Annotated in this window: 16 protein-coding genes and 1 pseudogene; 2 read left to right on the top strand and 15 right to left on the bottom strand. The window is 62.0% G+C overall.

Going from position 1 to position 18,629, the window contains the following annotated elements:
- Positions 1-2 precede the first annotated feature (2 nt).
- The 13 genes from RTE01_RS01755 to nifH all read right to left on the bottom strand — a co-directional run bounded on the left by RTE01_RS01755 (position 3) and on the right by nifH (position 12,425).
- Positions 3-443 (bottom strand): nitrogen fixation protein NifZ, encoded by a 441-nt coding sequence (locus RTE01_RS01755; protein WP_041145597.1) that lies wholly within the window; start codon positions 441-443, stop codon positions 3-5.
- A complete protein-coding gene (locus RTE01_RS01750) occupies positions 440-700 on the bottom strand; it encodes a nitrogenase-stabilizing/protective protein NifW (protein ID WP_080773214.1) in 261 nt (86 codons plus the stop codon). The genes RTE01_RS01755 and RTE01_RS01750 overlap by 4 nt, the downstream gene beginning before the upstream one ends.
- Positions 700-1,842 carry a homocitrate synthase gene (nifV, locus tag RTE01_RS01745; protein WP_041145595.1) on the bottom strand — a complete coding sequence of 381 codons (1,143 nt, stop codon included), beginning with the start codon at positions 1,840-1,842 and terminating at the stop codon, positions 700-702. The genes RTE01_RS01750 and nifV overlap by 1 nt, the downstream gene beginning before the upstream one ends.
- 13 nt (positions 1,843-1,855) lie before the next feature.
- On the bottom strand, positions 1,856-3,058 hold the full coding sequence (gene nifS / locus RTE01_RS01740; RefSeq protein ID WP_134526047.1) for a cysteine desulfurase NifS: 1,203 nt from the start codon (positions 3,056-3,058) through the stop codon (positions 1,856-1,858).
- 30 nt (positions 3,059-3,088) lie between these two features.
- Positions 3,089-3,913, bottom strand: a complete 825-nt coding sequence (gene nifU, locus RTE01_RS01735; protein WP_115192708.1) for a Fe-S cluster assembly protein NifU — start codon at positions 3,911-3,913, stop codon at positions 3,089-3,091.
- 195 nt (positions 3,914-4,108) lie between these two features.
- Entirely contained in the window at positions 4,109-4,579 is a 471-nt protein-coding gene (locus tag RTE01_RS01730) for a NifB/NifX family molybdenum-iron cluster-binding protein (protein WP_041145592.1), read from the bottom strand.
- Entirely contained in the window at positions 4,566-5,951 is a 1,386-nt protein-coding gene (gene nifN, locus RTE01_RS01725; RefSeq protein ID WP_123552326.1) for a nitrogenase iron-molybdenum cofactor biosynthesis protein NifN, read from the bottom strand. Before nifN ends, RTE01_RS01730 begins: the two co-directional genes overlap by 14 nt.
- A 10-nt stretch (positions 5,952-5,961) precedes the next feature.
- Positions 5,962-7,335 (bottom strand): nitrogenase iron-molybdenum cofactor biosynthesis protein NifE, encoded by a 1,374-nt coding sequence (gene nifE, locus RTE01_RS01720; RefSeq protein ID WP_041145590.1) that lies wholly within the window; start codon positions 7,333-7,335, stop codon positions 5,962-5,964.
- Positions 7,336-7,529: 194 nt separating this feature from the next.
- Positions 7,530-8,192 carry a NifB/NifX family molybdenum-iron cluster-binding protein gene (locus tag RTE01_RS01715; RefSeq protein ID WP_115192711.1) on the bottom strand — a complete coding sequence of 221 codons (663 nt, stop codon included), beginning with the start codon at positions 8,190-8,192 and terminating at the stop codon, positions 7,530-7,532.
- Between the two features lie 10 nt (positions 8,193-8,202).
- Positions 8,203-8,421: a putative nitrogen fixation protein NifT gene (gene nifT, locus RTE01_RS01710; RefSeq protein WP_041145588.1), complete on the bottom strand. Its 219-nt coding sequence runs from the start codon at positions 8,419-8,421 to the stop codon at positions 8,203-8,205.
- A 39-nt stretch (positions 8,422-8,460) separates the two neighbouring features.
- Entirely contained in the window at positions 8,461-10,023 is a 1,563-nt protein-coding gene (gene nifK, locus RTE01_RS01705) for a nitrogenase molybdenum-iron protein subunit beta (RefSeq protein WP_076947536.1), read from the bottom strand.
- 55 nt (positions 10,024-10,078) lie between these two features.
- The gene (gene nifD, locus RTE01_RS01700) at positions 10,079-11,527 is read right to left on the bottom strand and encodes a nitrogenase molybdenum-iron protein alpha chain (protein WP_128878160.1); all 1,449 of its coding nucleotides are present in this window, start codon (positions 11,525-11,527) and stop codon (positions 10,079-10,081) included.
- 16 nt (positions 11,528-11,543) lie between these two features.
- Entirely contained in the window at positions 11,544-12,425 is an 882-nt protein-coding gene (gene nifH, locus RTE01_RS01695) for a nitrogenase iron protein (RefSeq protein ID WP_041145585.1), read from the bottom strand.
- 405 nt (positions 12,426-12,830) lie between these two features.
- Between nifH and nifJ the strand changes: the two genes are divergently transcribed.
- Both nifJ and RTE01_RS01685 read left to right on the top strand, forming a co-directional pair.
- Positions 12,831-16,346 carry a pyruvate:ferredoxin (flavodoxin) oxidoreductase gene (gene nifJ, locus RTE01_RS01690; protein ID WP_141334609.1) on the top strand — a complete coding sequence of 1,172 codons (3,516 nt, stop codon included), beginning with the start codon at positions 12,831-12,833 and terminating at the stop codon, positions 16,344-16,346.
- A gap of 91 nt (positions 16,347-16,437) precedes the next feature.
- A complete protein-coding gene (locus RTE01_RS01685) occupies positions 16,438-17,097 on the top strand; it encodes a riboflavin synthase subunit alpha (protein ID WP_141334607.1) in 660 nt (219 codons plus the stop codon).
- Here the strand turns inward: RTE01_RS01685 and RTE01_RS01680 are convergent.
- Positions 17,094-18,077, bottom strand: a complete 984-nt coding sequence (locus RTE01_RS01680; RefSeq protein WP_218029258.1) for an NAD(P)H-quinone oxidoreductase — start codon at positions 18,075-18,077, stop codon at positions 17,094-17,096. The two genes, RTE01_RS01685 and RTE01_RS01680, sit on opposite strands and share 4 nt — an antisense overlap.
- A gap of 108 nt (positions 18,078-18,185) precedes the next feature.
- A pseudogene (locus tag RTE01_RS01675) lies at positions 18,186-18,293 on the bottom strand (glyoxalase III HchA); the annotation flags it as partial.
- Between the last annotated feature and the right edge of the window lie 336 nt (positions 18,294-18,629).

Genomic DNA, 18,629 nt, shown 5'->3' with positions numbered 1-18,629 from the left:
GATTATCTCTCCTCGACGAGGCTGATGGCCCCAACCGGCACGGTAAACCAGCGGCCGCTAAAGTCGACGGTATAGCTGTCGCCGCGCTCGCCCCGATCGGTCGCCTCGATGCGCCCCTGTTGACCAACGTTAACCACCACCTCGCCGTTGACGGCCAGCGGCATTCGGCAGGTGACGGTATCGCCATACTGCAAATTTCCGGCCAACCACGGCTGGGCGATGGGGATCAGCTCCTGTTCGCGGCAGCCGATGACCCGGTCTCCCTGCGGAAAGTGGATCTGGTAAATAATCTGATCCTGTAAAAAGACGCCCCAGTCGCGGACAAAGCCGGTGCTGCCGCGCCTGACCAGCAGCTCGCCGGGGGCAAAGCCCGCCACGGTGCCGTCGTTACGGATCGCGCGCACCACCCGTACTTCGTCGCTGAAGGTGAATTTTGGCCTCATTCTTCCTCCTCCTGAAACTGCTGCCGGTAGCTTTCAGCAAGCAGCCGTCGCGCCAGCAGCCACGAGGCGCGGGCGTTCTCCTCCAGCCGGTTCTGCAGCGGGACTTCGGCGCGCAGCTTGCGGTGAAAGGTCGTCAGCACCGGCAGGCAGCAGCGGCCGAGCCGCTCTGGCTGATAGGGTACGGCGAAAAACTGAAAGAAAGACTCGGCGGAGCTCAGCTCGTCCACGCCGGGAATTTGATAAAACCACTCCATGATTATCCCCCTGTTCGCAGCGCGGTCGCGCCGTAGAGTTCGTCATATATCGCGACCAGCTCATAGTCCCGCGGGCTGCGCTTGCCGTGCTCGGCAAAGCGGCGGATGGCGGGCAGCAGCTGGTTAATTTGCGCTGAGCTGAGGTGATAGCCCATGGCGTCGAAAATGCCGTTCACCGCCTGACGCCCGGAGTGTTTTCCCAGCACCAGCCGGTAGCTGCGGCCGACCAGCGCCGGATCGATCGCCTGATAGCTCTCGCGATCGCGCAGCAGCGCCGCCACGTGGACGCCCGACTCGTGGGTAAAGACCAGCTCGCCGACCAGCGGCTGCTGCGGGTCGATGGGGCGCAGCGCCGCCGTCGCTACCTGCTGGCAGAGCGCGGGGAGCGCCGGAAAATAGACGCCGGTTGCAACGCCGAGGCAGCGCTCAAGGCCCAGGGCGACGGTTTCCAGCGCTGCGTTGCCCGCGCGCTCGCCGAGGCCAAGCACGGTGGTATTAACGCTGGAGGCGCCGGCGCGCACCGCCGCCAGCGTATTGGCGGCGGCGAGGCCGAGATCGTTATGGGCATGCATCTCGATGTCGCCGGGCCAGACTTCGCGCAGGGCCGAGATGTGCTCGAAGGTGGTAAAGGGATCGAGTATGCCAACCGTATCGGCGTAACGGAGGCGGGCCGCGCCGGCGTCCTGCGCCACCCGGGCAATATCGTGCAGGGTCTGGCCGCTGGCGCGGGAGGCATCTTCGCAGCCGATGCACACCTGCAGGCCAAGGGTCCGCGCAAGCTGAATAAAGGTCGCCAGCCGCTCCAGCAGCAGCGCCAGCGGTTCGCGCAGCTTGTACTGCCGCAGCTTATCCGAGGCCGGAATGGAGATATCCACCCAGTCGATGCCCAAATCGGCGCTCTGGCGGATCTCCTGCGCGTTCATCCGACACCAGGTCATCAGCGTGGCGTGGGGAAGCTGGCGGCGCACCAGCTGGATCCGCGCAAGCTCCTCATCCCCCATGGCCGGGGTTCCCACCTCCAGCGCCGTAATTCCCGCCGCATACAGCGCCTCGGCGATGGCTACCTTCTCGCTGGGGCGAAAGGCCACGCCGGGGCTCTGTTCGCCGTCACGCAGCGTGGTGTCGTTGATCAGCACGCGTCTCATCGTCGTCTCCGCCTTAGCCATAAACCGGCGTAAATGCGTCCGCCGTCGGATGCGGCCTGCCGTCCTGCCAGTAGGGCGACAGCGCCCGCAGGCGTTCAACAATCGGCGGCAGCATGGCAATGACGTAATCCATCTCTTTTTCCCGGGTGTAGCGCGAGAGGGAGAAACGGATGGTGCCGTGGGCCGCGGTGTAGGGAATATTCATCGCCCGCATCACGTGCGAGGGCTCCAGCGAGCCAGAGGTGCAGGCGCTGCCGCTGGAGGCGGCAATCCCGACCTGATTCAGCAGCAGCAGGATCGCTTCACCTTCAATAAACTCAAAGGCCAGATTCAGCGTGCCGGGCACCCGCGGCTGGCCGCCGCCCATCACCATGACCGATGGGACGCAGGCCTGCAGGCGCCGTTCGAGGCGATCGCGCAGCAGGCCGGTTTGCGCCATGCCCGGCAGATGGATCTGCGCCAGCTCGCAGGCCGCGCCCATGCCGACGATCCCGGAGATGTTTTCCGTTCCGGCCCGTCGCCCGTACTCCTGATGGCCGCCGCGCAGCAGCGGGCGAAAGCGCGTTCCCCGCCGCAGATAGAGGCAGCCGACGCCCTTCGGGCCGTGAAACTTATGCGCCGAGCAGGAGAGCATGTCGATGGCGGTTTTGCCGACCGCTATCGGCAGCTTGCCCACCGCCTGCACCGCGTCGCAGTGGAACAGCGCGCCCTGTTGATGGGCCAGCTCCGCCATTTCGACCACCGGGAAAATGACGCCGGTTTCGTTATTCGCCCACATCACGCTGACCAGCGCGACCCGGGGAGTGAGCGCCGCCCGGAACTGCGCCATATCCAGCGCGCCGTTGCCGTCTACCGCGATACGGTGGATCAGATAGCCCTGGCGCTCCAGGTGCTCGCAGACTGCCAGCGTCGCCGGATGCTCAACCGCGGTGGTGACGATCTCCCGCCGCTCCGGCATCAGGGCCACCGCCGAGGCGATGGCGGTAGCGGTGGCCTCGGTGGCGCAGGAGGTAAAAATTATCTCACTGGGATACTCCGCCCCGAGCAGCGCCGCTGCCTGCTGATGCGCCCGCTCCAGCGCCGCCTGGGCCGGAATGCCAAAATCATGAATGGACGAGGGATTGCCGTAAAAATCGGTTAAAAAGGGCATCATCGCTTCGAGAACCATCGGGTCTAACCGGGTGGTGGCGTTGTTATCGAGATAAACCTGTTTCATCTTGTCCCCCTTGGGTCAGTTAACCGCGGCCTATGCCGCCACCACTTCCATATAACAGCCGGTACGTTCCATCAGCTTTTGCTGCAGCCAGGCCAGGGTCATGTCGGTCATCATGCAGCCGCTGCAGCTGCCGGAAAGGCTGACGGTGACCTGGTGGTTGGCGACGTTGAGCAGGGACATATCCCCGCCGTCGGCCTGAATATGCGGGCGCAGTTCGGCGATGGTGTCGACCACGCTCTGCCAGTGCGGATCTTTGCCGCTGGCGACGGGGAGGGGCTTCTGCGGCCGTTCGGCGAGGATCGCCGCCAGCGCCAGCTCGATTTGTTCATGGCAGGAGGTGCAGCCGCCGCCGGCTTTGGTGTAGTTAATCACCTCCTCAAGCGTCGTCAGGCCGTTGTTGAGCACCGCGCGGCGGATATGCCCTTCATCGACGCCGAAGCATTTGCAAATCAGCCGACCCTCTTCATGCTCTTCGTCGAGGCTCTCGCCGCGAAAGTTGGCGATGGCCGCACGCAGCGCCTCCTGGCCCATCACCGAGCAGTGCATTTTCTGCGGCGGCAGTCCGTCGAGGTAGTCGGCGATCTGCTGGTTGGTGACCTCTGCGGCTTCGGCCAGCGTGCGGCCGACGATCAGCTCCGTCAGCGCGGAAGAGGAGGCGATCGCGCTGCCGCAGCCAAAGGTCTGGAACCCGGCCTCCTCGATAATTTCAGTTTGCGGGTCAACGCGCAGCATCAGGCGCAGCGCGTCGCCGCAGCTCAATGAACCGACATCGCCCACCGCGTTGGCGTTGTCCACCACGCGCGCGTTGCGGGGATTAAAAAAATGGTCTTTCACTTTCTCGGAGTAATTCCACATGCTGTCAGCTCCAGGGATGATGACGGAAAACGCCGGGGCGCGTTCCACCGCAGAAAGCGCGGTGGTAGCGATCAACAAGCAAATGCAGTACCAATGCGTAAATGCGTTTATTTTTAGATACTTAGAATCCACATCTGACAATACCGCCCGACAGTGTCGCTATTTTTTGTGGGGTTTGTCACAGAAACGACAGGGTTAGCCCCGCGGGTCGCGATCCTCCCGCCACTCCTGCTCCTCGAGCAGCCGGGTAAAGCGCTCCGGGTCGCGCCTGCGGGCGCTTTTACGCTGCTCTTTGGCGTACCAGTAGAGCTGGATCTCCTGCAGTAAATCGACAATTTTGGTGTCGGCGGGCACGCGTTCTGCGCGCACGCCAACCTGCAGCAGCTGGCGAAAAATCGCATCGCCGATGGCGACGCAGAACAGGGTGACGCAGTCCTCAAGGGCGTGGATCCGTGGGCCGATCCTCTCCGCCTGATGGCCGCTTTCGACCGTGAAATCAACCACCCTGATCAGGGTGACCCGATCCGCCTTGACGCCATACACCACCAGCCGCGGCGTGGCGCCAAAGTGGCGGTCGACGTGGCGATAGTCGGAGCTGGCAAAAGCGACCTTCATGGACCACTCGTCGGAATGGACCATGTCAAACTGGCGGTTAATGGGCGGCATAATCGGCTCCTGGGGTGAAGGGCGGTTCGGCGTTCTGGCGCAGCGGTGAGCGGTAAAGGGCGACGTGGCGGTGGCGCTCGCGCATCAGGTTGGCCAGTTCAAACAGCGTATCGCGTATCCCGCTGTAGCCCTGTCGTACCCGGCGGAACTCGCCGAGGCGGTCAAAGAGAGGGAAGCCGGCGCGGATCAGCGGTAGCGCGAACTGTTCCGCCAGGTCGCAGGCGTGAGAATTGGCCACCAGCAGGTCGGCGGGCTGCGAACAGAGCAGGGTTTGCAGATCCTCCAGATCTCCCGGCACCACGCGTTCGACCGGCAGCTGGCGCAGGCTGGGATGGCCGGTGGGGGCGACCAGCGGACCTGGGCGCATTCCCTGGCTGGCGGCAAAATCGCACCACGCTGCCAGCAGATCGCCTTCTGCCGCCATCGCCATGCGCTGGTCCTGGAGCCACATGTGGCAGTCGATCATCGCGTCCTGCAGCTGTCCACGCTGGCGCTCAATCCACTGCGGAACGCCGCGCCCGGAAATCTTCGCCAGCTGATGGATGAACGTATCGCAGTGCTCAAGGGTCATCAGGTGCGGCAGGGCGATAACCTCGCCGTGGCTGCGCCGGGCCAGCAGGGAGGAGGCCCGGCTCAGCGAGGCGCCGATGGCGAAGCTGCACAGGCTCTGCCCCATCTGCTCTATCTGGCGCAGCGGCGTCCCGCCCTGGGTGACCGGCGAAAAATCCCCCTGCGCGAGATGCCCGTCCATCGATTGTGCGAGGTCCGGCAGGATCGTCGCCTGCAGGCCGAAGGCCTCCACGTAGCGGCGCAGCAGCTCGATATCGCCGGGGGAGCAGAGGTGGCTCACCAGCAGGTTGACCCGGCGATTTCGCTGGCCGGCGCGCGGCGTCGGCGCGACCCACTGCTCGATGACGCTCTCCAGCACGGCGCTGAAGCCGTTTTCCATCGAGCCATAAAAATCAGGGCTGTTGACCGTCAATATCGCCACCCCTTTATGCCGGGGATACTCCTCGCGGAACTGGCGCACGATCCGGGACATGTCGCTGCCCTGGGCCTCCGACAGCCCGGTGCTGAGCAGGACGATGGCCTGCGGAGTGTTGCGCTGGCACAGGGTGTCGAGGGCGGTAAAGATATTGCCGTCCGCGCCCATAATCGTCGAGGTCGGGTCCATCGCCGTCGACTGTAGAGGCACCGGATCATGGAAGTGCTGAATAAAAAAGACCTTGGCGAAGGCGCTGCAGCCCTGCGCGCCGTGGACCAGCGGGATGCAGTGTCCGATCCCGAGGCTGGCGAGGATTGCGCCGAGCGGCTGGCCGGTTTTAACCGGACTGACCGCCAGCGGTTTATCGGTGCGAAAAATTTCTGCCATGCTGTGCTCCTTAGTGCCAGGGGGCGCGGGAATGGGTTTGCGGCCAGACCGGGCTATTGATGGTCTGGCAGATCTGACGGGCGAGGGTGACGATGCCCTGATAGCCGGCGAAGGCGTGCTCGCGTTCCTGATTGATATCGAGAAACGGCAGCCGGGCCTTGTAGGCGGTGTACATATTGCGCCCGCCGGCGATCATCAGGTCGGCCTGGTAGCGATAGACCACGTCCAGCAGGGTGCGGGCGTTGCCTTCGTCGAGCATGACCGCCTCTTCGCCCATCAGCTCGCGGATCCGCTGTTTATCTTCCTCGGTGGATTTGCGCGTGCCGGTCGCCACCACGCTCATCCCCAGATCCTGCAGCGCCGACACCACCGACCAGGATTTAACGCCGCCGGTGTAGAGCAGCGCTTTGCGCCCGCGCAGCTGCTCGCGCCACGGCCTGAGCGCCAGCTCCGCCGCCTGCTCCTCGCGCGCAATCAGCGCCTCGGTGCGGCGGCACAGGTCGTCATCGCCCAGCAGGGCCGCCAGCTGACGCAGGGCGTCGGAGGTCGCGCGGATGCCGTAGAAGCTGCCTTCGAACCACGGGGTGCCGTAGCGCTGCTCCAGCGATCTGGCGACGTTAATTAACGCCCGCGAGCAGACCAGCATATTGGCCTGCGCCCGGTGCATGGTCTGGATTTCAGCAAAGCGGCCGTCGCCGGAGAGGCTGCCGAGCACGCGGATCCCCAGCTCATCGAGCAGCGGCTGAATGTGCCAGAACTCCCCGGCGATATTAAATTCGCCGATCAGGCCAACGTCGTGGCGATGCTCCGGGGCGAACGGGGATGCCTCCGGCCAGGGGGCCGGTTCGCGCTGGCCGATAACCCGCTTGACCATCACCTCGCCGGCCAGTCGGTTGCCGAGGTTTTTACTGCCGTAAAAACCGGCGGCGTCGATAGCGATAACCGGCACGCCGGTGGCGGTCTGCGCAGCCTGGCAAACCGCCTCCAGGTCGTCGCCCTCCATTGCCGGCACGCAGGTGTTGTAGATAAAGACCGCCGCCGGGCGGTAGCGGGTGACGATATGGCGAACCGCGTGAAACAGGCGGCGTTCGCCGCGGCCCATGATCACATCCTGCTCATTAAGATCGGTGGTGAACCCCAGCCGGTTTATATTCGGCCCGGAGCTCATGCTGCCGCGGTTATCCCATGAGCTGCCGGCGCAGCCGATGGGGCCGTGCACCAGATGCGCCACGTCGGCGATGGGCAGCAGGGTTATCTGGGCGCCGTCGAACGCGCAGCCGCCGGCGGTGGCGCCGGGTTTTGGCGCGCTACAGCCGGACTTCTGTTTATGGTTATGTTCGCAGGCGGGCTCATCCAGCAGCGCCAGAATTTCATTTCCCTTCATAGTGACCTCGTTGACCGTGGGGGATGATGATGGAAATGCAATTCGCGATCCACGCGGTGAACATTGATTTTTAAAGAAAAAGTCTTGTGAGCTTTGCGACAAAGCCCACAATCGAACGAGAATGTTGTGGGTCGTGGAGCGGGGCGAGAAAAAAAGCCCGCGGGGTCGGCGGGCAACGGGCAAATAACAGGGGGTTAAAAGACGCGCTCCTGCAGCGGGTTATCCCTGTGAAGTCGCTTCGCCAGCCACGGCGGCAGGCGCCCGGCCAGCAGGGTGTTGATGGCCTCGCACTGGGCCTGAATAGCGGTGCCGGGCGGCGCTTTCATCGGATGGATCTGGTGGCGGATCAGCCGGGCGGCGGCGGGACCGCCGATCTCCTGGCAGAACAGCAGCTGACAATCGTCAACCAGCCGGGCGCGTACTTCGCTGGCCTCCTGGCTATCCGGCGCTGACGGATAGCGGCGCAGATCGTGCAGCCAGCCGCCTTGCTCATCAAAGGCATAGATAAAGAACAGACGCCCCTGGCCGAAGTGGCCGTTAATGAGCAGGCCGTCCTGGGAGCAGAATGCGGCCAGCAGCTGCGGCGTCCGCTGCGCGGGGCGGGCGATGCTCAGATGAACGGGCAGCGCGCCCCGCAGGCAGGCCATCACCCGCGACCAGCGGGCGGGGGACATCACGGCAGTGGTTGACGGAAAGGCGGCGGCGAGGCGCGGCTGCGTTAAGGTGGCCAGGCGCTCCGGGGTCAGGGTCTCGCCGCTCTCCTGCGCCAGCCAGTCTAAGATTTGCGCCGGCGGCAGATCCGGCAGCGTCTGGAACAGCGCCAGCAGGCGCCAGAAAAGGGTATCGTTGTCGGACATCGCCGGCTCCTTATATCAGCGTACTGCGGGTGGCCCGCAGGCTTATCGGGAAGGTGGGCCGCTCCGGCTGCGGGCTGACGTAGTAGCGTCCGCCGCCTTCCAGCGAGATTGCGCCGCCCCAGCGGTCAACGTCGTTATGCTCAATCTGTATCACCCGCGCCTCCAGATCCCGCCTGGCGATATAGGCATACAGATCCGCGCCGCGCTCACGAAAAATCACGATGGCCATAGGCCCCTCCAGGCCCCGCTTGCGCGGGGCGGCTAATGGTTAACGGACGAGGTCGAAGCTATAGTCGGTTTTGCCTAACTGGCTGGTGTCGTTATCCAGTTTCTCCAGCACGGCGTTTACCAGCGTGGTAACGATGTTCATCGCGCCTTCATAGCCCCAGGTGGTCTGGCGGTGCAGATGATGACGGTCGAACAGCGGAAAGCCGAGGCGAATAAGCGGAACTTCAAAGGCTTTGCCCTTCGCCAGGGTGTCGCGCTGGATAAATTTGCCGTAGGAGTTGCCTATCATAAAGTCCGGCTGACGGGTGAACATCAGCGAACGGAAGTGCCACAAATCGCAGTTGATGAACACTTCGCTGTCGCGGCCGTAGGGCGAGGCCTCCAGCATTTTCTTCATCGCCTTCAGCCAGCGTTTGTTGGCGTTATGGCTGAGGATAACCGTTGGCTCGCAGCCGAGCTCCAGCAGGAAGCGGGTCAGCCCCATCACAAAGTCAGGGTCGCCGTAGAGGCCAAATTTCTTGCCATGCAGCCAGGTGTGGGAGTCGAGCATCATGTCGACCAGCCGCCCGCGCTCAAGGGTGAGGGCGTCGGTAATCGGCTTGCCGCTGAGCTGGCTGACGGTCATCAGCAGCTCGTCGGTGGCGGCTAACCCCAGCGGGACCGCCACGTCGGTTGCCGGCTGGCGCCACATCTCCTGCACCACTTTTTTGCTTTTCAGCAGCTGCCACGGCTGCAGGAGCAGCGTATCGATGGCGTCCGGTGCCTCCTTCATCTCCTGCTGGGTGGTGCCGCCGGCATACATCCGATAGTGGCCGTCGGCGGGGGTATCAAGGACCTCCGACGGGTCGGAGAGCAGGCTGCACGGCACCGCCATCTGCGCCATCATCCGCTTCAGCACGCGGAAGTTGCCGAGATAGGTCTCAAAGCCAGTCACCAGGTTGAGCTTTTGCAGCTTGCCCGGCTGCCCTTCATAGCCGGCGGTAAAGGTTTTGGCGAACCCTTCGAACATATTGTCCCAGCCGGTGACGTGGCTGCCGATAAAGCTTGGCGTATGGGCGTGCGGCACGGCAATGCTGCTATCGACAAAACCGTCCTTTTTGGCGTTGGCGATAAACGCCTGCAGATCGTCGCCGATAACCTCCGCCATGCAGGTAGTAGAGACCGCGATGATCTCCGGTTTGTAGAGCGCGCTGGCGTTCTGCAGCCCGAGATTCATATTGTTGTTGCCGCCGAAGACCGCCGCGTCTTCGGTCATCGAGTCGGATACGCAGGCGATCGGCTCTTTGAAATGGCGGTTAAAGTAGGTGCGAAAATAGGCCACGCACCCCTGGGAGCCGTGAACATAGGGCAGGGTATTAGCAAACCCCAGCGAGCAGAGCACCGCCCCAAGGGGCTGACAGGCTTTCGCCGGGTCAACGGTCAGCGCCTCGCGCTGAAAGTTCAGCGCTTCATATTCGGCGGTGGTGGTCCAGGCGAAAACCTCCTGCACGCGCTGCGCATCGTGCGCCTCTTCCAGTATCCGCTTACTGCGGAACATCTCCTGGTATTCGTCCTGTTCGAATAGCGGATAACAGCTATCAATTTTATCAATCGTTTGGCTCATGGTGTTCTCCTCCCGCGCCACAAATCGGTGAACTAACGGGACAGTAAATGGGCAATCACGCAGACTTCAGCCACGGGGCGATCAGTTCGTTCCACGCCGGGTTGTTTAGGGTCATATCCATATCGCGGGCAAAAATGGCGAAACCATCGTAGCCGTGGTACGGGCCGGAGTAGTCCCACGAATGCATCTGGCGGAACGGAACCCCCATTTTCTGGAAGATATATTTCTCCTTGATCCCGGAGCCGATAAGGTCGGGCTTCAGCGCTTTGACAAACGCCTCCAGCTCGTAGCTGCTGGCGTCATCGAACAGCAGGGTGCCTTCCTTAAGGTCCGGCAGGGTGCGGTCGTAGTCGTCGTTATGGGCAAACTCATAGCCGGCGGCGACGATCTCCATGCCGAGATCTTCATAGGCGCCAATGACGTGCCGCGGACGCAGGCCGCCCATATAGAGCAGCACCTTGCGCCCCTCCAGCCGCGGGCGATATTTGGCGATAATCGCCGCCATTTGCCCCTCGTATTTGGCGATCACCTTCTCGGCGTTGGCGCGAATGACGTCGTCAAACTGGTCGGCAATTTTGCGCAGCGATTCGGCGATTTTGGTCGGGCCGAAGAAGTTGTACTCCATCCACGGGATCTGATGCTTTTCTTCCATGTGCCGGGCGATGTAGTTCATCGAACGGTAGCAGTGGACCAGATTCAGCTTAACGAAAGGGGTGTTCTCCATCTCAACCAGGGTGCCGTCGCCGGACCACTGGGCGACCACCCGCAGGCCCATCTCTTCGAGCAGAATGCGCGAGGCCCAGGCGTCGCCACCGATGTTGTAATCGCCGATGATTGCCACATCGTAAGGGGTGGAGGCAAACGGCTGCCCCTCACGATTATTGAGCACCCAGTCGCGAACCACGTCGTTGGCGATATGGTGCCCCAGCGACTGCGATACGCCGCGAAATCCTTCGCAGCGCACCGGGATCACCGGCTTATCCAGCGCCTTGCTGCTGGCGTTGGCGACCGCGCTGATATCATCGCCGATAAGCCCCACCGGGCATTCCGACTGGATGGTGATGCCCTTGGTGAGCGGGAACAGCAGCTCCATCTCTTCAATCAGCTTAGTGAGCTTTTTATCACCGCCGAAGACGATGTCGCGCTCCTGAAAATCGGAGGTGAAGTTGAGGGTGCCGAAGCTGTCGACGCCGCTGACCCCGGTGAAGTAGTTGCGACGCCCGGCGCGCGAGTACTGCCCGCAGCCGACCGGCCCGTGGGAGATATGGGCCATATCCTTAATGGGCCCGAATACCACCCCTTTGGAGCCGGCGTAGGCGCAGCCGCGCACGGTCATCACCCCGGGCTGCGATTTACGGTTAGAGATAATGCACTTGCCGACGCTCTCCATTTGCGGATCGCTGACCATCATGTGCTTTCTGCGCTCTTTACGCGCGGTTTCGGGAAAGACTTCCAGGACCTCCTGGATTAGCGCGAGATTACGTTCGCCTGTTGCGTTGGTCATGATGATTGTCCTGTGCTCAGGCCGCGTTTTCTTCGGCGGCGGTTTTACCAATGATGCTGGTGTCTTCTTCTTCCATGATGCCGAACTCCATCAGCAGCGACTCCAGTTCATCCATGGTGCAGGGCGTCGGCACCACCTTCATGGTGTTGTTGACGATCTTGTTGGCCAGGGTGCGGTACTCATTGGCCTGCTGGCAGTTCGGGTCGTACTCGATAACCGTCATCCGGCGAATTTCCGCGCGCTGCACGATGTTGTCGCGCGGCACGAAGTGGATCATCTGGGTGCCGAGCTTCTCCGCCAGCGCCACGATCAGCTCATCTTCCCGGTCGGTCTGACGCGAGTTACAGATCAGGCCGCCGAGGCGGACCTTGCCGGATTTGGCGTACTTAACGATCCCCTTGGAGATGTTGTTGGCGGCGTACATCGCCATCATTTCGCCGGAGCAGACGATATAGATCTCCTGGGCCTTATTTTCACGGATTGGCATCGCGAAGCCGCCGCAGACCACGTCCCCGAGCACGTCATAGAACACGAAGTCGAGATCGTCCTCGTAGGCACCTTCCTCCTCGAGGAAGTTGATGGCGGTGATCACCCCGCGACCCGCGCAGCCGACGCCTGGCTCCGGGCCGCCTGATTCTGCACAGCGCACGTCGCCGTAGCCGATTTGCAGGACATCTTCGAGCTCGAGGTCCTCTACCGAGCCCACTTCCGCGGCCATCTCCATAATGGTGTTCTGTGCTTTAGCGTGCAGGATCAGGCGGGTGGAGTCCGCCTTCGGATCGCAGCCGACGATCATCACTTTCTTACCCATCTCCGCCAGGGCGGCGACGAGGTTCTGAGTGGTGGTGGATTTGCCGATACCGCCTTTACCGTAGATAGCGCATTGACGCATGGTCATGGTGACTTCTCCTGTTGTTGAGTGTTTGCCATCTGATAAGTGCAGGGAACATACCAGCCGTGCCAATCAATTTAACTAATTGATAAATAATCAGTTAAATTTTATCGACCGCGGCGGACGTAAAACAAAACGGCACAATAGGGCCACCAAATGTGGGAAACAGAACAATTCCGCTCAGCCAGCTAATAAGAGGAGGCTTTGTCGGCTGTTCAACAGCTTGTCGCGCGCTGTGTCTTATTCCGCGCAATCTCTTTGCGTCATCGCGCGCTTCCTGGCACCTAATCCGCTGAATTCACACAAACTATTCCGCTATGCGCGAGCTGGCACGGGCTGTGCTTGAGGCACAGACAGGGTTTGCCGCCAGCTGATGCGGCGAAGATGCCTCTCACCTTCGAGGAATGAACAATGTCCGGAAAAATGAAAACAATGGATGGCAACGCTGCGGCGGCCTGGATCTCCTACGCCTTTACCGATGTGGCGGCTATCTACCCGATCACGCCCTCCACGCCGATGGCGGAAAACGTCGACGAATGGGCGGCACAGGGGAAAAAGAACCTATTTGGTCAGCCGGTGCGCTTGATGGAGATGCAATCGGAAGCCGGCGCCGCGGGGGCGGTGCACGGGGCGCTGCAGGCCGGGGCGCTCACCACCACCTATACCGCGTCGCAGGGGCTGCTGCTGATGATCCCCAACCTCTACAAAATAGCCGGAGAGCTGCTGCCGGGGGTTTTTCACGTTAGCGCCAGGGCGCTGGCGACCAACTCGCTCAATATCTTCGGCGATCATCAGGACGTGATGGCGGTTCGCCAGACCGGCTGCGCGATGCTGGCGGAGAACAACGTTCAGCAGGTGATGGACCTCTCCGCCGTGGCGCACCTGGCGGCGATAAAGGGGCGTATCCCGTTCATTAATTTCTTCGACGGCTTTCGCACCTCGCACGAAATTCAAAAAATCGAGGTGCTGGAGTATGAGCAGCTGGAAACGCTGCTCGACCGGCCCGCGCTGGAGAGCTTTCGCCGTAACGCGCTGCATCCGGATCATCCGGTCATTCGCGGCACCGCGCAAAACCCTGATATCTACTTTCAGGAGCGGGAAGCGGGGAACCGCTTTTACCAGGCTCTTCCCGAGCTGGTAGAAGGCTATATGGCGCAAATCAGCGCCATTACCGGACGGGAGTACCATCTGTTCAACTATTCCGGCGCGGCGGATGCCGAACGGGTGATTATCGCGATGGGATCGGTGTGCGACACCGTCCAGGAGGTGGTGGAGACGCTGAACGCGGCGGGAGAGAAGGTCGGCTTGCTCAGCGTGCACCTGTTCCGCCCCTTTTCGCTGGCGCACTTCTTTGCTCAGCTGCCGACATCCGTCCGGCGCATTGCCGTACTCGATCGTACTAAGGAGCCCGGGGCCCAGGCCGAGCCGCTGTGTCTGGAGATTAAAAACGCTTTCTATCAGCACGACGATCCGCCGCTGATTGTCGGCGGCCGCTATGCGCTGGGCGGGAAGGACGTTCTGCCCAACGATATCGCCACCGTGTTTGACAATCTCAACAGGCCGCTGCCGATGGATGGCTTCACGCTGGGGATTGTCGATGATGTCACCTTTACCTCATTGCCGCCGCGCCAGAAGGCGCTGGAGGTTTCTCACGCCGGCATCACCGCCTGTAAATTCTGGGGGATGGGCTCGGACGGCACGGTTGGGGCGAATAAAAGTGCGATCAAGATTATCGGCGACAGGACCGATCTCTACGCGCAGGCCTATTTTTCCTACGACTCGAAAAAATCCGGCGGCATTACCGTGTCGCACCTGCGCTTCGGCGACCGGCCGATTACCTCGCCCTATCTGATCCACCAGGCGGATTTTATCTCCTGTTCGCAGCAGTCCTGGGTTGAACGCTATGAGCTGCTGGATGGGTTAAAGCCGGGGGGGACCTTTTTGCTCAACTGCAGCTGGTCCGATGCCGAGCTTGAGCAGCACCTGCCCGCCGGCTTTAAGCGCTATCTGGCGCGGGAAAATATCCGCTTTTACACCCTCAACGCCGTTGATATTGCCCGCGAGCTGGGGCTGGGCGGGCGCTTTAATATGCTGATGCAGGCGGCGTTCTTTAAGCTGGCGGCGATTATCGATCCGCAGACCGCCGCGAACTATCTCAAGCAGGCGGTGGAAAAGAGCTACGGCAACAAGGGGGCAAGCGTCATTGAGATGAACCAGCGGGCGATTGACCTCGGCATGGCGTCGCTGCATCAGGTGACGGTTCCGCCGCACTGGGCGACGCTGGATGAACCGACCCCGCAGCCCTCGGTCCTGATGCCGGACTTCATCCGCGACATCCTGCAGCCGATGAACCGCCAGCGCGGCGACCAGCTGCCGGTTAGCGCCTTTATCGGCATGGAGGACGGCACTTTTCCGTCGGGTACCGCCGCATGGGAGAAGCGCGGCATTGCGCTGGAGGTGCCGGTCTGGGATCCCGACGGCTGTACGCAGTGTAACCAGTGCGCCTTCATTTGCCCGCACGCGGCGATCCGCCCGGCGCTGCTGAGCGGCGACGAGCTGGATGCGGCGCCGGCGGCGCTGTTGAGCAAGCCCGCGCAGGGGGCGAAGGAGTACGGCTACCATCTGGCTATCTCGCCGCTGGACTGCTCCGGCTGCGGTAACTGCGTCGATACCTGTCCTTCACGCGGCAAGGCGCTGAAAATGCAGCCTCTCGATAGCCAGCGCCGAATGGCGCCGGTCTGGGACTACGCGCTGGCGCTGGCGCCGAAAAGCAATCCGTTTCGTAAAACCACGGTTAAAGGCAGCCAGTTTGAGACGCCGCTGCTGGAGTTTTCCGGCGCCTGCGCCGGCTGCGGGGAGACGCCCTATGCGCGCCTGATCACCCAGCTTTTTGGCGACCGGATGATGATTGCCAACGCCACCGGCTGCTCCTCTATCTGGGGGGCCAGCGCGCCATCCATTCCCTATACCACCAACCATCGCGGCCATGGCCCGGCGTGGGCGAACTCGCTGTTTGAAGACAATGCCGAGTTTGGCCTCGGCATGATGCTCGGCGGCCAGGCTATCCGCAAACAGATCGCCGATGATATGACCTCGGCGCTGGCGCTGCCGGTGAGCGAGGCGCTTAAAGCGGCGATGAGCCAGTGGCTGGCGCAGCAGGATGAAGGAGAGGGAACCCGCGAGCGCGCGGACCGGCTAAGCGAACAACTGGCGCAGGAGAAAGAGCAGTCTCCGCTACTCGAGCAGCTCTGGCAGAACCGGGACTACTTTACCCGACGCTCGCAGTGGATATTTGGCGGTGACGGCTGGGCGTACGATATCGGCTTCGGCGGTCTCGATCACGTGCTGGCCAGCGGGGAGGACGTCAATATCCTGGTGTTTGATACCGAGGTCTACTCCAATACCGGCGGGCAGTCGTCGAAATCGACCCCGACGGCGGCTATCGCCAAATTCGCCGCCCAGGGCAAACGCACCGGTAAGAAAGACCTCGGCATGATGGCGATGAGCTACGGCAATGTCTACGTCGCGCAGATTGCGATGGGGGCCGACAAAGATCAGACCCTGCGCGCGATTGCCGAAGCCGAGGCCTGGCCGGGACCGTCGCTGGTGATTGCCTATGCCGCCTGTATCAACCACGGACTGAAGGCCGGGATGAGCTGCAGCCAGCGGGAGGCGAAACGCGCGGTGGCGGCGGGATACTGGCATCTGTGGCGCTATCATCCGCAGCGCAAGGCGGAAGGCAGGACGCCGTTTGTCCTTGATTCCGAAGAGCCTGAAGAGAGCTTCCGCGACTTTCTGCTCGGCGAGGTGCGCTATGCCTCGCTGCACAAAACCACGCCACATCTCGCGGACGCGCTGTTCGAACGGACGGAGGAGGATGCCAAAGAGCGGTTCAGGAAGTATCAGTCGCTGGCCGGGGACGAATAACGCCGAGCCGCAGAGCCGGGATGAAAGGAGACAATGCAGAGGGATTTGCTCTTTAACGACTTTCCGTAACCAATGTTGACAGGGGAACGCTATGTTTACCGGTATTGTCCAGGGGATGGCGAAAGTGCTGTCCATTGAAGAAAAAAGCCATTTCCGCAGCCACGCCATAGAGCTGCCCGCGGCTATGCTGGCGGGGCTCGAACCCGGCAGCTCGGTGGCGAATAACGGCTGCTGTTTGACGGTCACGCGTATTGAAGGCGCGCGGGTGAGCTTTGATTTAATGGACGAAACCCTGCGGGCGACCAGCCTAGGAGCGCTCAGGGAAGGTGACAGCGTGAACGTTGAGCGCGCCGCCAGATTCAATGATGAAATAGGCGGACACCTGATGTCAGGCCATATTATGACCACCGCAGAAGTGGTGCAAATCGTGGCCTCTGAGCACAACCGTCAGATGTGGTTTAGGCTGCGGGACCCGGCGGCCATGAAGTATATCCTCTACAAAGGCTATATCGGCGTGGACGGGATCAGCCTGACCGTGGGTGAAGTGCTGCCGCTGCGTTTTTGCGTGCACCTGATCCCGGAGACGCTGCAGCGCACCACGCTGGGGACGAAAAAGGTCGCTGAGCAGGTGAATATTGAAATCGATCCGCAGACTCAGGCGACGATCGATACCGTGGAGCGCGTGCTGGCCGCCGTCGCCGAAGAAAAGGGGCGCCAGGTCGCCCCGTTTGCTGCCTGGCCGCACCTTTAACCTGTCACCTGGAGCACAATTTTGCCTATGTGATCCCCGCGCTCCATCCTGGCGTGCGCCAGCGGGGCATCCTCAAGGCGGAAAACCTGATCAATGACGGGCCGACACTGGCCCGAGGCCAGCAGCGGCCAGACCTGCGCGCGGAGCTCAGCGGCGATGCGCGCCTTCTCCTGCGCGGTTCTTGCCCGCATGGTTGAACCGGTAATGGTCGCGCGCTTCAGCGCCATGGCCTGCAGGTCAACGCCGTCTGCGATGGCGCCGCCGAGGAAGCCGATCACCACCAGGCGGCCATCGCGCGCCAGCGCGGTCAGATTCGACTTGAAGTAGGAGGCGCCCATGATGTCGAGAATAATATCGACACCGCGTCCCCGCGTCTGGCTGAGGATGACGGCGGCAAAATCATCGGTACGATAGTTGATGGGTTGCCCCCCGAGGGCGGCAACGGCGGCGCATTTATCCTCCGAGCCTGCGGTGGCAAAGCACTCGATCCCGAAGGCTGCGCACAGCATCAGCGCGGTGGTGCCGATGCCGCTGGTGCCGCCGTGGATGAGGACCCGATCGCCGCGTTTGGCCTTAGCCATTTGAAACAGATTGGCCCACACGGTAAAGAACGTTTCCGCTATCGCGGCAGCCTCGATCATGCTCACGCCCGTCGGGACCGGCAGGCACTGCGTCGCGGGTAGCAGGCAGTATTCCGCGTAGCCGCCGCCGTTGGTCAGGCCACACACCTTGTCGCCGATCGCCCAATCAGTGACGTTGTCACCTATCGCCACAATATTCCCGGCCACTTCAAGGCCGGGTACCGGAGTGACGCCGTCGGGCATAGGGTACTTTCCCTGCCGCTGTATCACATCCGGACGGTTTACGCCCGCAGCGGCAACGTGCACCAGCACCTCATCGGGGCCGGGCAGCGGCAGGGGCGCTTTGCGAACCCGGAGCACCTCAGGTCCGCCGGGAGAGGTTATTTCAACCTCGTTCATATATTCAGGTAATGGCATCGTTGTTCTCATTGTCAGATTTCCGATACACCGCGTCAGGGCGACTGGCGGCGAGTGCGGCTGAAAAGGGTTCATCCGCATTGGCGCCGCTCATCGCGCCGCGACGTCGGCAAGCAGCGTTTTTGCGGCCAGCTTGCCGGGATTGTTGGAGGCCAGCGGGCTGTCGCCGGTCAACAGGCGCCGGTCTTTGTGGACTTTATCTTCAGCGGGATGACGATCGTCGGATGGTAAGCCGGTCATGATGATCTCCTTATGGGCGATTTACATTACAGCTTTAGCTTAGGTAAACCGGCCACAGGCCGCAATGAGGGATAGCCTTCAGCCGCTGACTCCCGGAATCTTCTGGACACGCGGGTTAACGGCTGGAGATGAGGAGGGCCCGTTGTTGATGGCAGAGCAACGCTCGCCCTGACGATTGCGGTAGATCTGCCGCGTGATCGCTTCCCTGATTGACCGTGACGCGATAAAACGAGCGCTTAAATACCCGCTCTGCCGCCGCTGAGGGGTATTTAAGCCGTGACGTCCTTTCAGGTT

It is taken from the genome of Klebsiella terrigena, assembly GCF_006539725.1.
Classification (GTDB): domain Bacteria; phylum Pseudomonadota; class Gammaproteobacteria; order Enterobacterales; family Enterobacteriaceae; genus Klebsiella; species Klebsiella terrigena.
The sequence above is the reverse complement of the archived record's forward strand: the minus strand, read 5'-3'. Positions and strand labels throughout refer to the sequence as shown.

Coding starts and splice junctions, on each gene's coding strand:
- nifS (WP_134526047.1), bottom strand. CDS start 3,058: ATGAAACAGGTTTATCTCGATAACAACGCCACCACCCGGTTAGACCCG.
- RTE01_RS01715 (WP_115192711.1), bottom strand. CDS start 8,192: ATGTCCGACAACGATACCCTTTTCTGGCGCCTGCTGGCGCTGTTCCAG.
- RTE01_RS01755 (WP_041145597.1), bottom strand. CDS start 443: ATGAGGCCAAAATTCACCTTCAGCGACGAAGTACGGGTGGTGCGCGCG.
- nifU (WP_115192708.1), bottom strand. CDS start 3,913: ATGTGGAATTACTCCGAGAAAGTGAAAGACCATTTTTTTAATCCCCGC.
- nifK (WP_076947536.1), bottom strand. CDS start 10,023: ATGAGCCAAACGATTGATAAAATTGATAGCTGTTATCCGCTATTCGAA.
- RTE01_RS01730 (WP_041145592.1), bottom strand. CDS start 4,579: ATGCCGCCCATTAACCGCCAGTTTGACATGGTCCATTCCGACGAGTGG.
- nifV (WP_041145595.1), bottom strand. CDS start 1,842: ATGAGACGCGTGCTGATCAACGACACCACGCTGCGTGACGGCGAACAG.
- nifD (WP_128878160.1), bottom strand. CDS start 11,527: ATGACCAACGCAACAGGCGAACGTAATCTCGCGCTAATCCAGGAGGTC.
- nifJ (WP_141334609.1), top strand. CDS start 12,831: ATGTCCGGAAAAATGAAAACAATGGATGGCAACGCTGCGGCGGCCTGG.
- nifN (WP_123552326.1), bottom strand. CDS start 5,951: ATGGCAGAAATTTTTCGCACCGATAAACCGCTGGCGGTCAGTCCGGTT.
- RTE01_RS01685 (WP_141334607.1), top strand. CDS start 16,438: ATGTTTACCGGTATTGTCCAGGGGATGGCGAAAGTGCTGTCCATTGAA.
- nifE (WP_041145590.1), bottom strand. CDS start 7,335: ATGAAGGGAAATGAAATTCTGGCGCTGCTGGATGAGCCCGCCTGCGAA.
- RTE01_RS01680 (WP_218029258.1), bottom strand. CDS start 18,077: ATGAACGAGGTTGAAATAACCTCTCCCGGCGGACCTGAGGTGCTCCGG.
- nifT (WP_041145588.1), bottom strand. CDS start 8,421: ATGGCCATCGTGATTTTTCGTGAGCGCGGCGCGGATCTGTATGCCTAT.
- nifH (WP_041145585.1), bottom strand. CDS start 12,425: ATGACCATGCGTCAATGCGCTATCTACGGTAAAGGCGGTATCGGCAAA.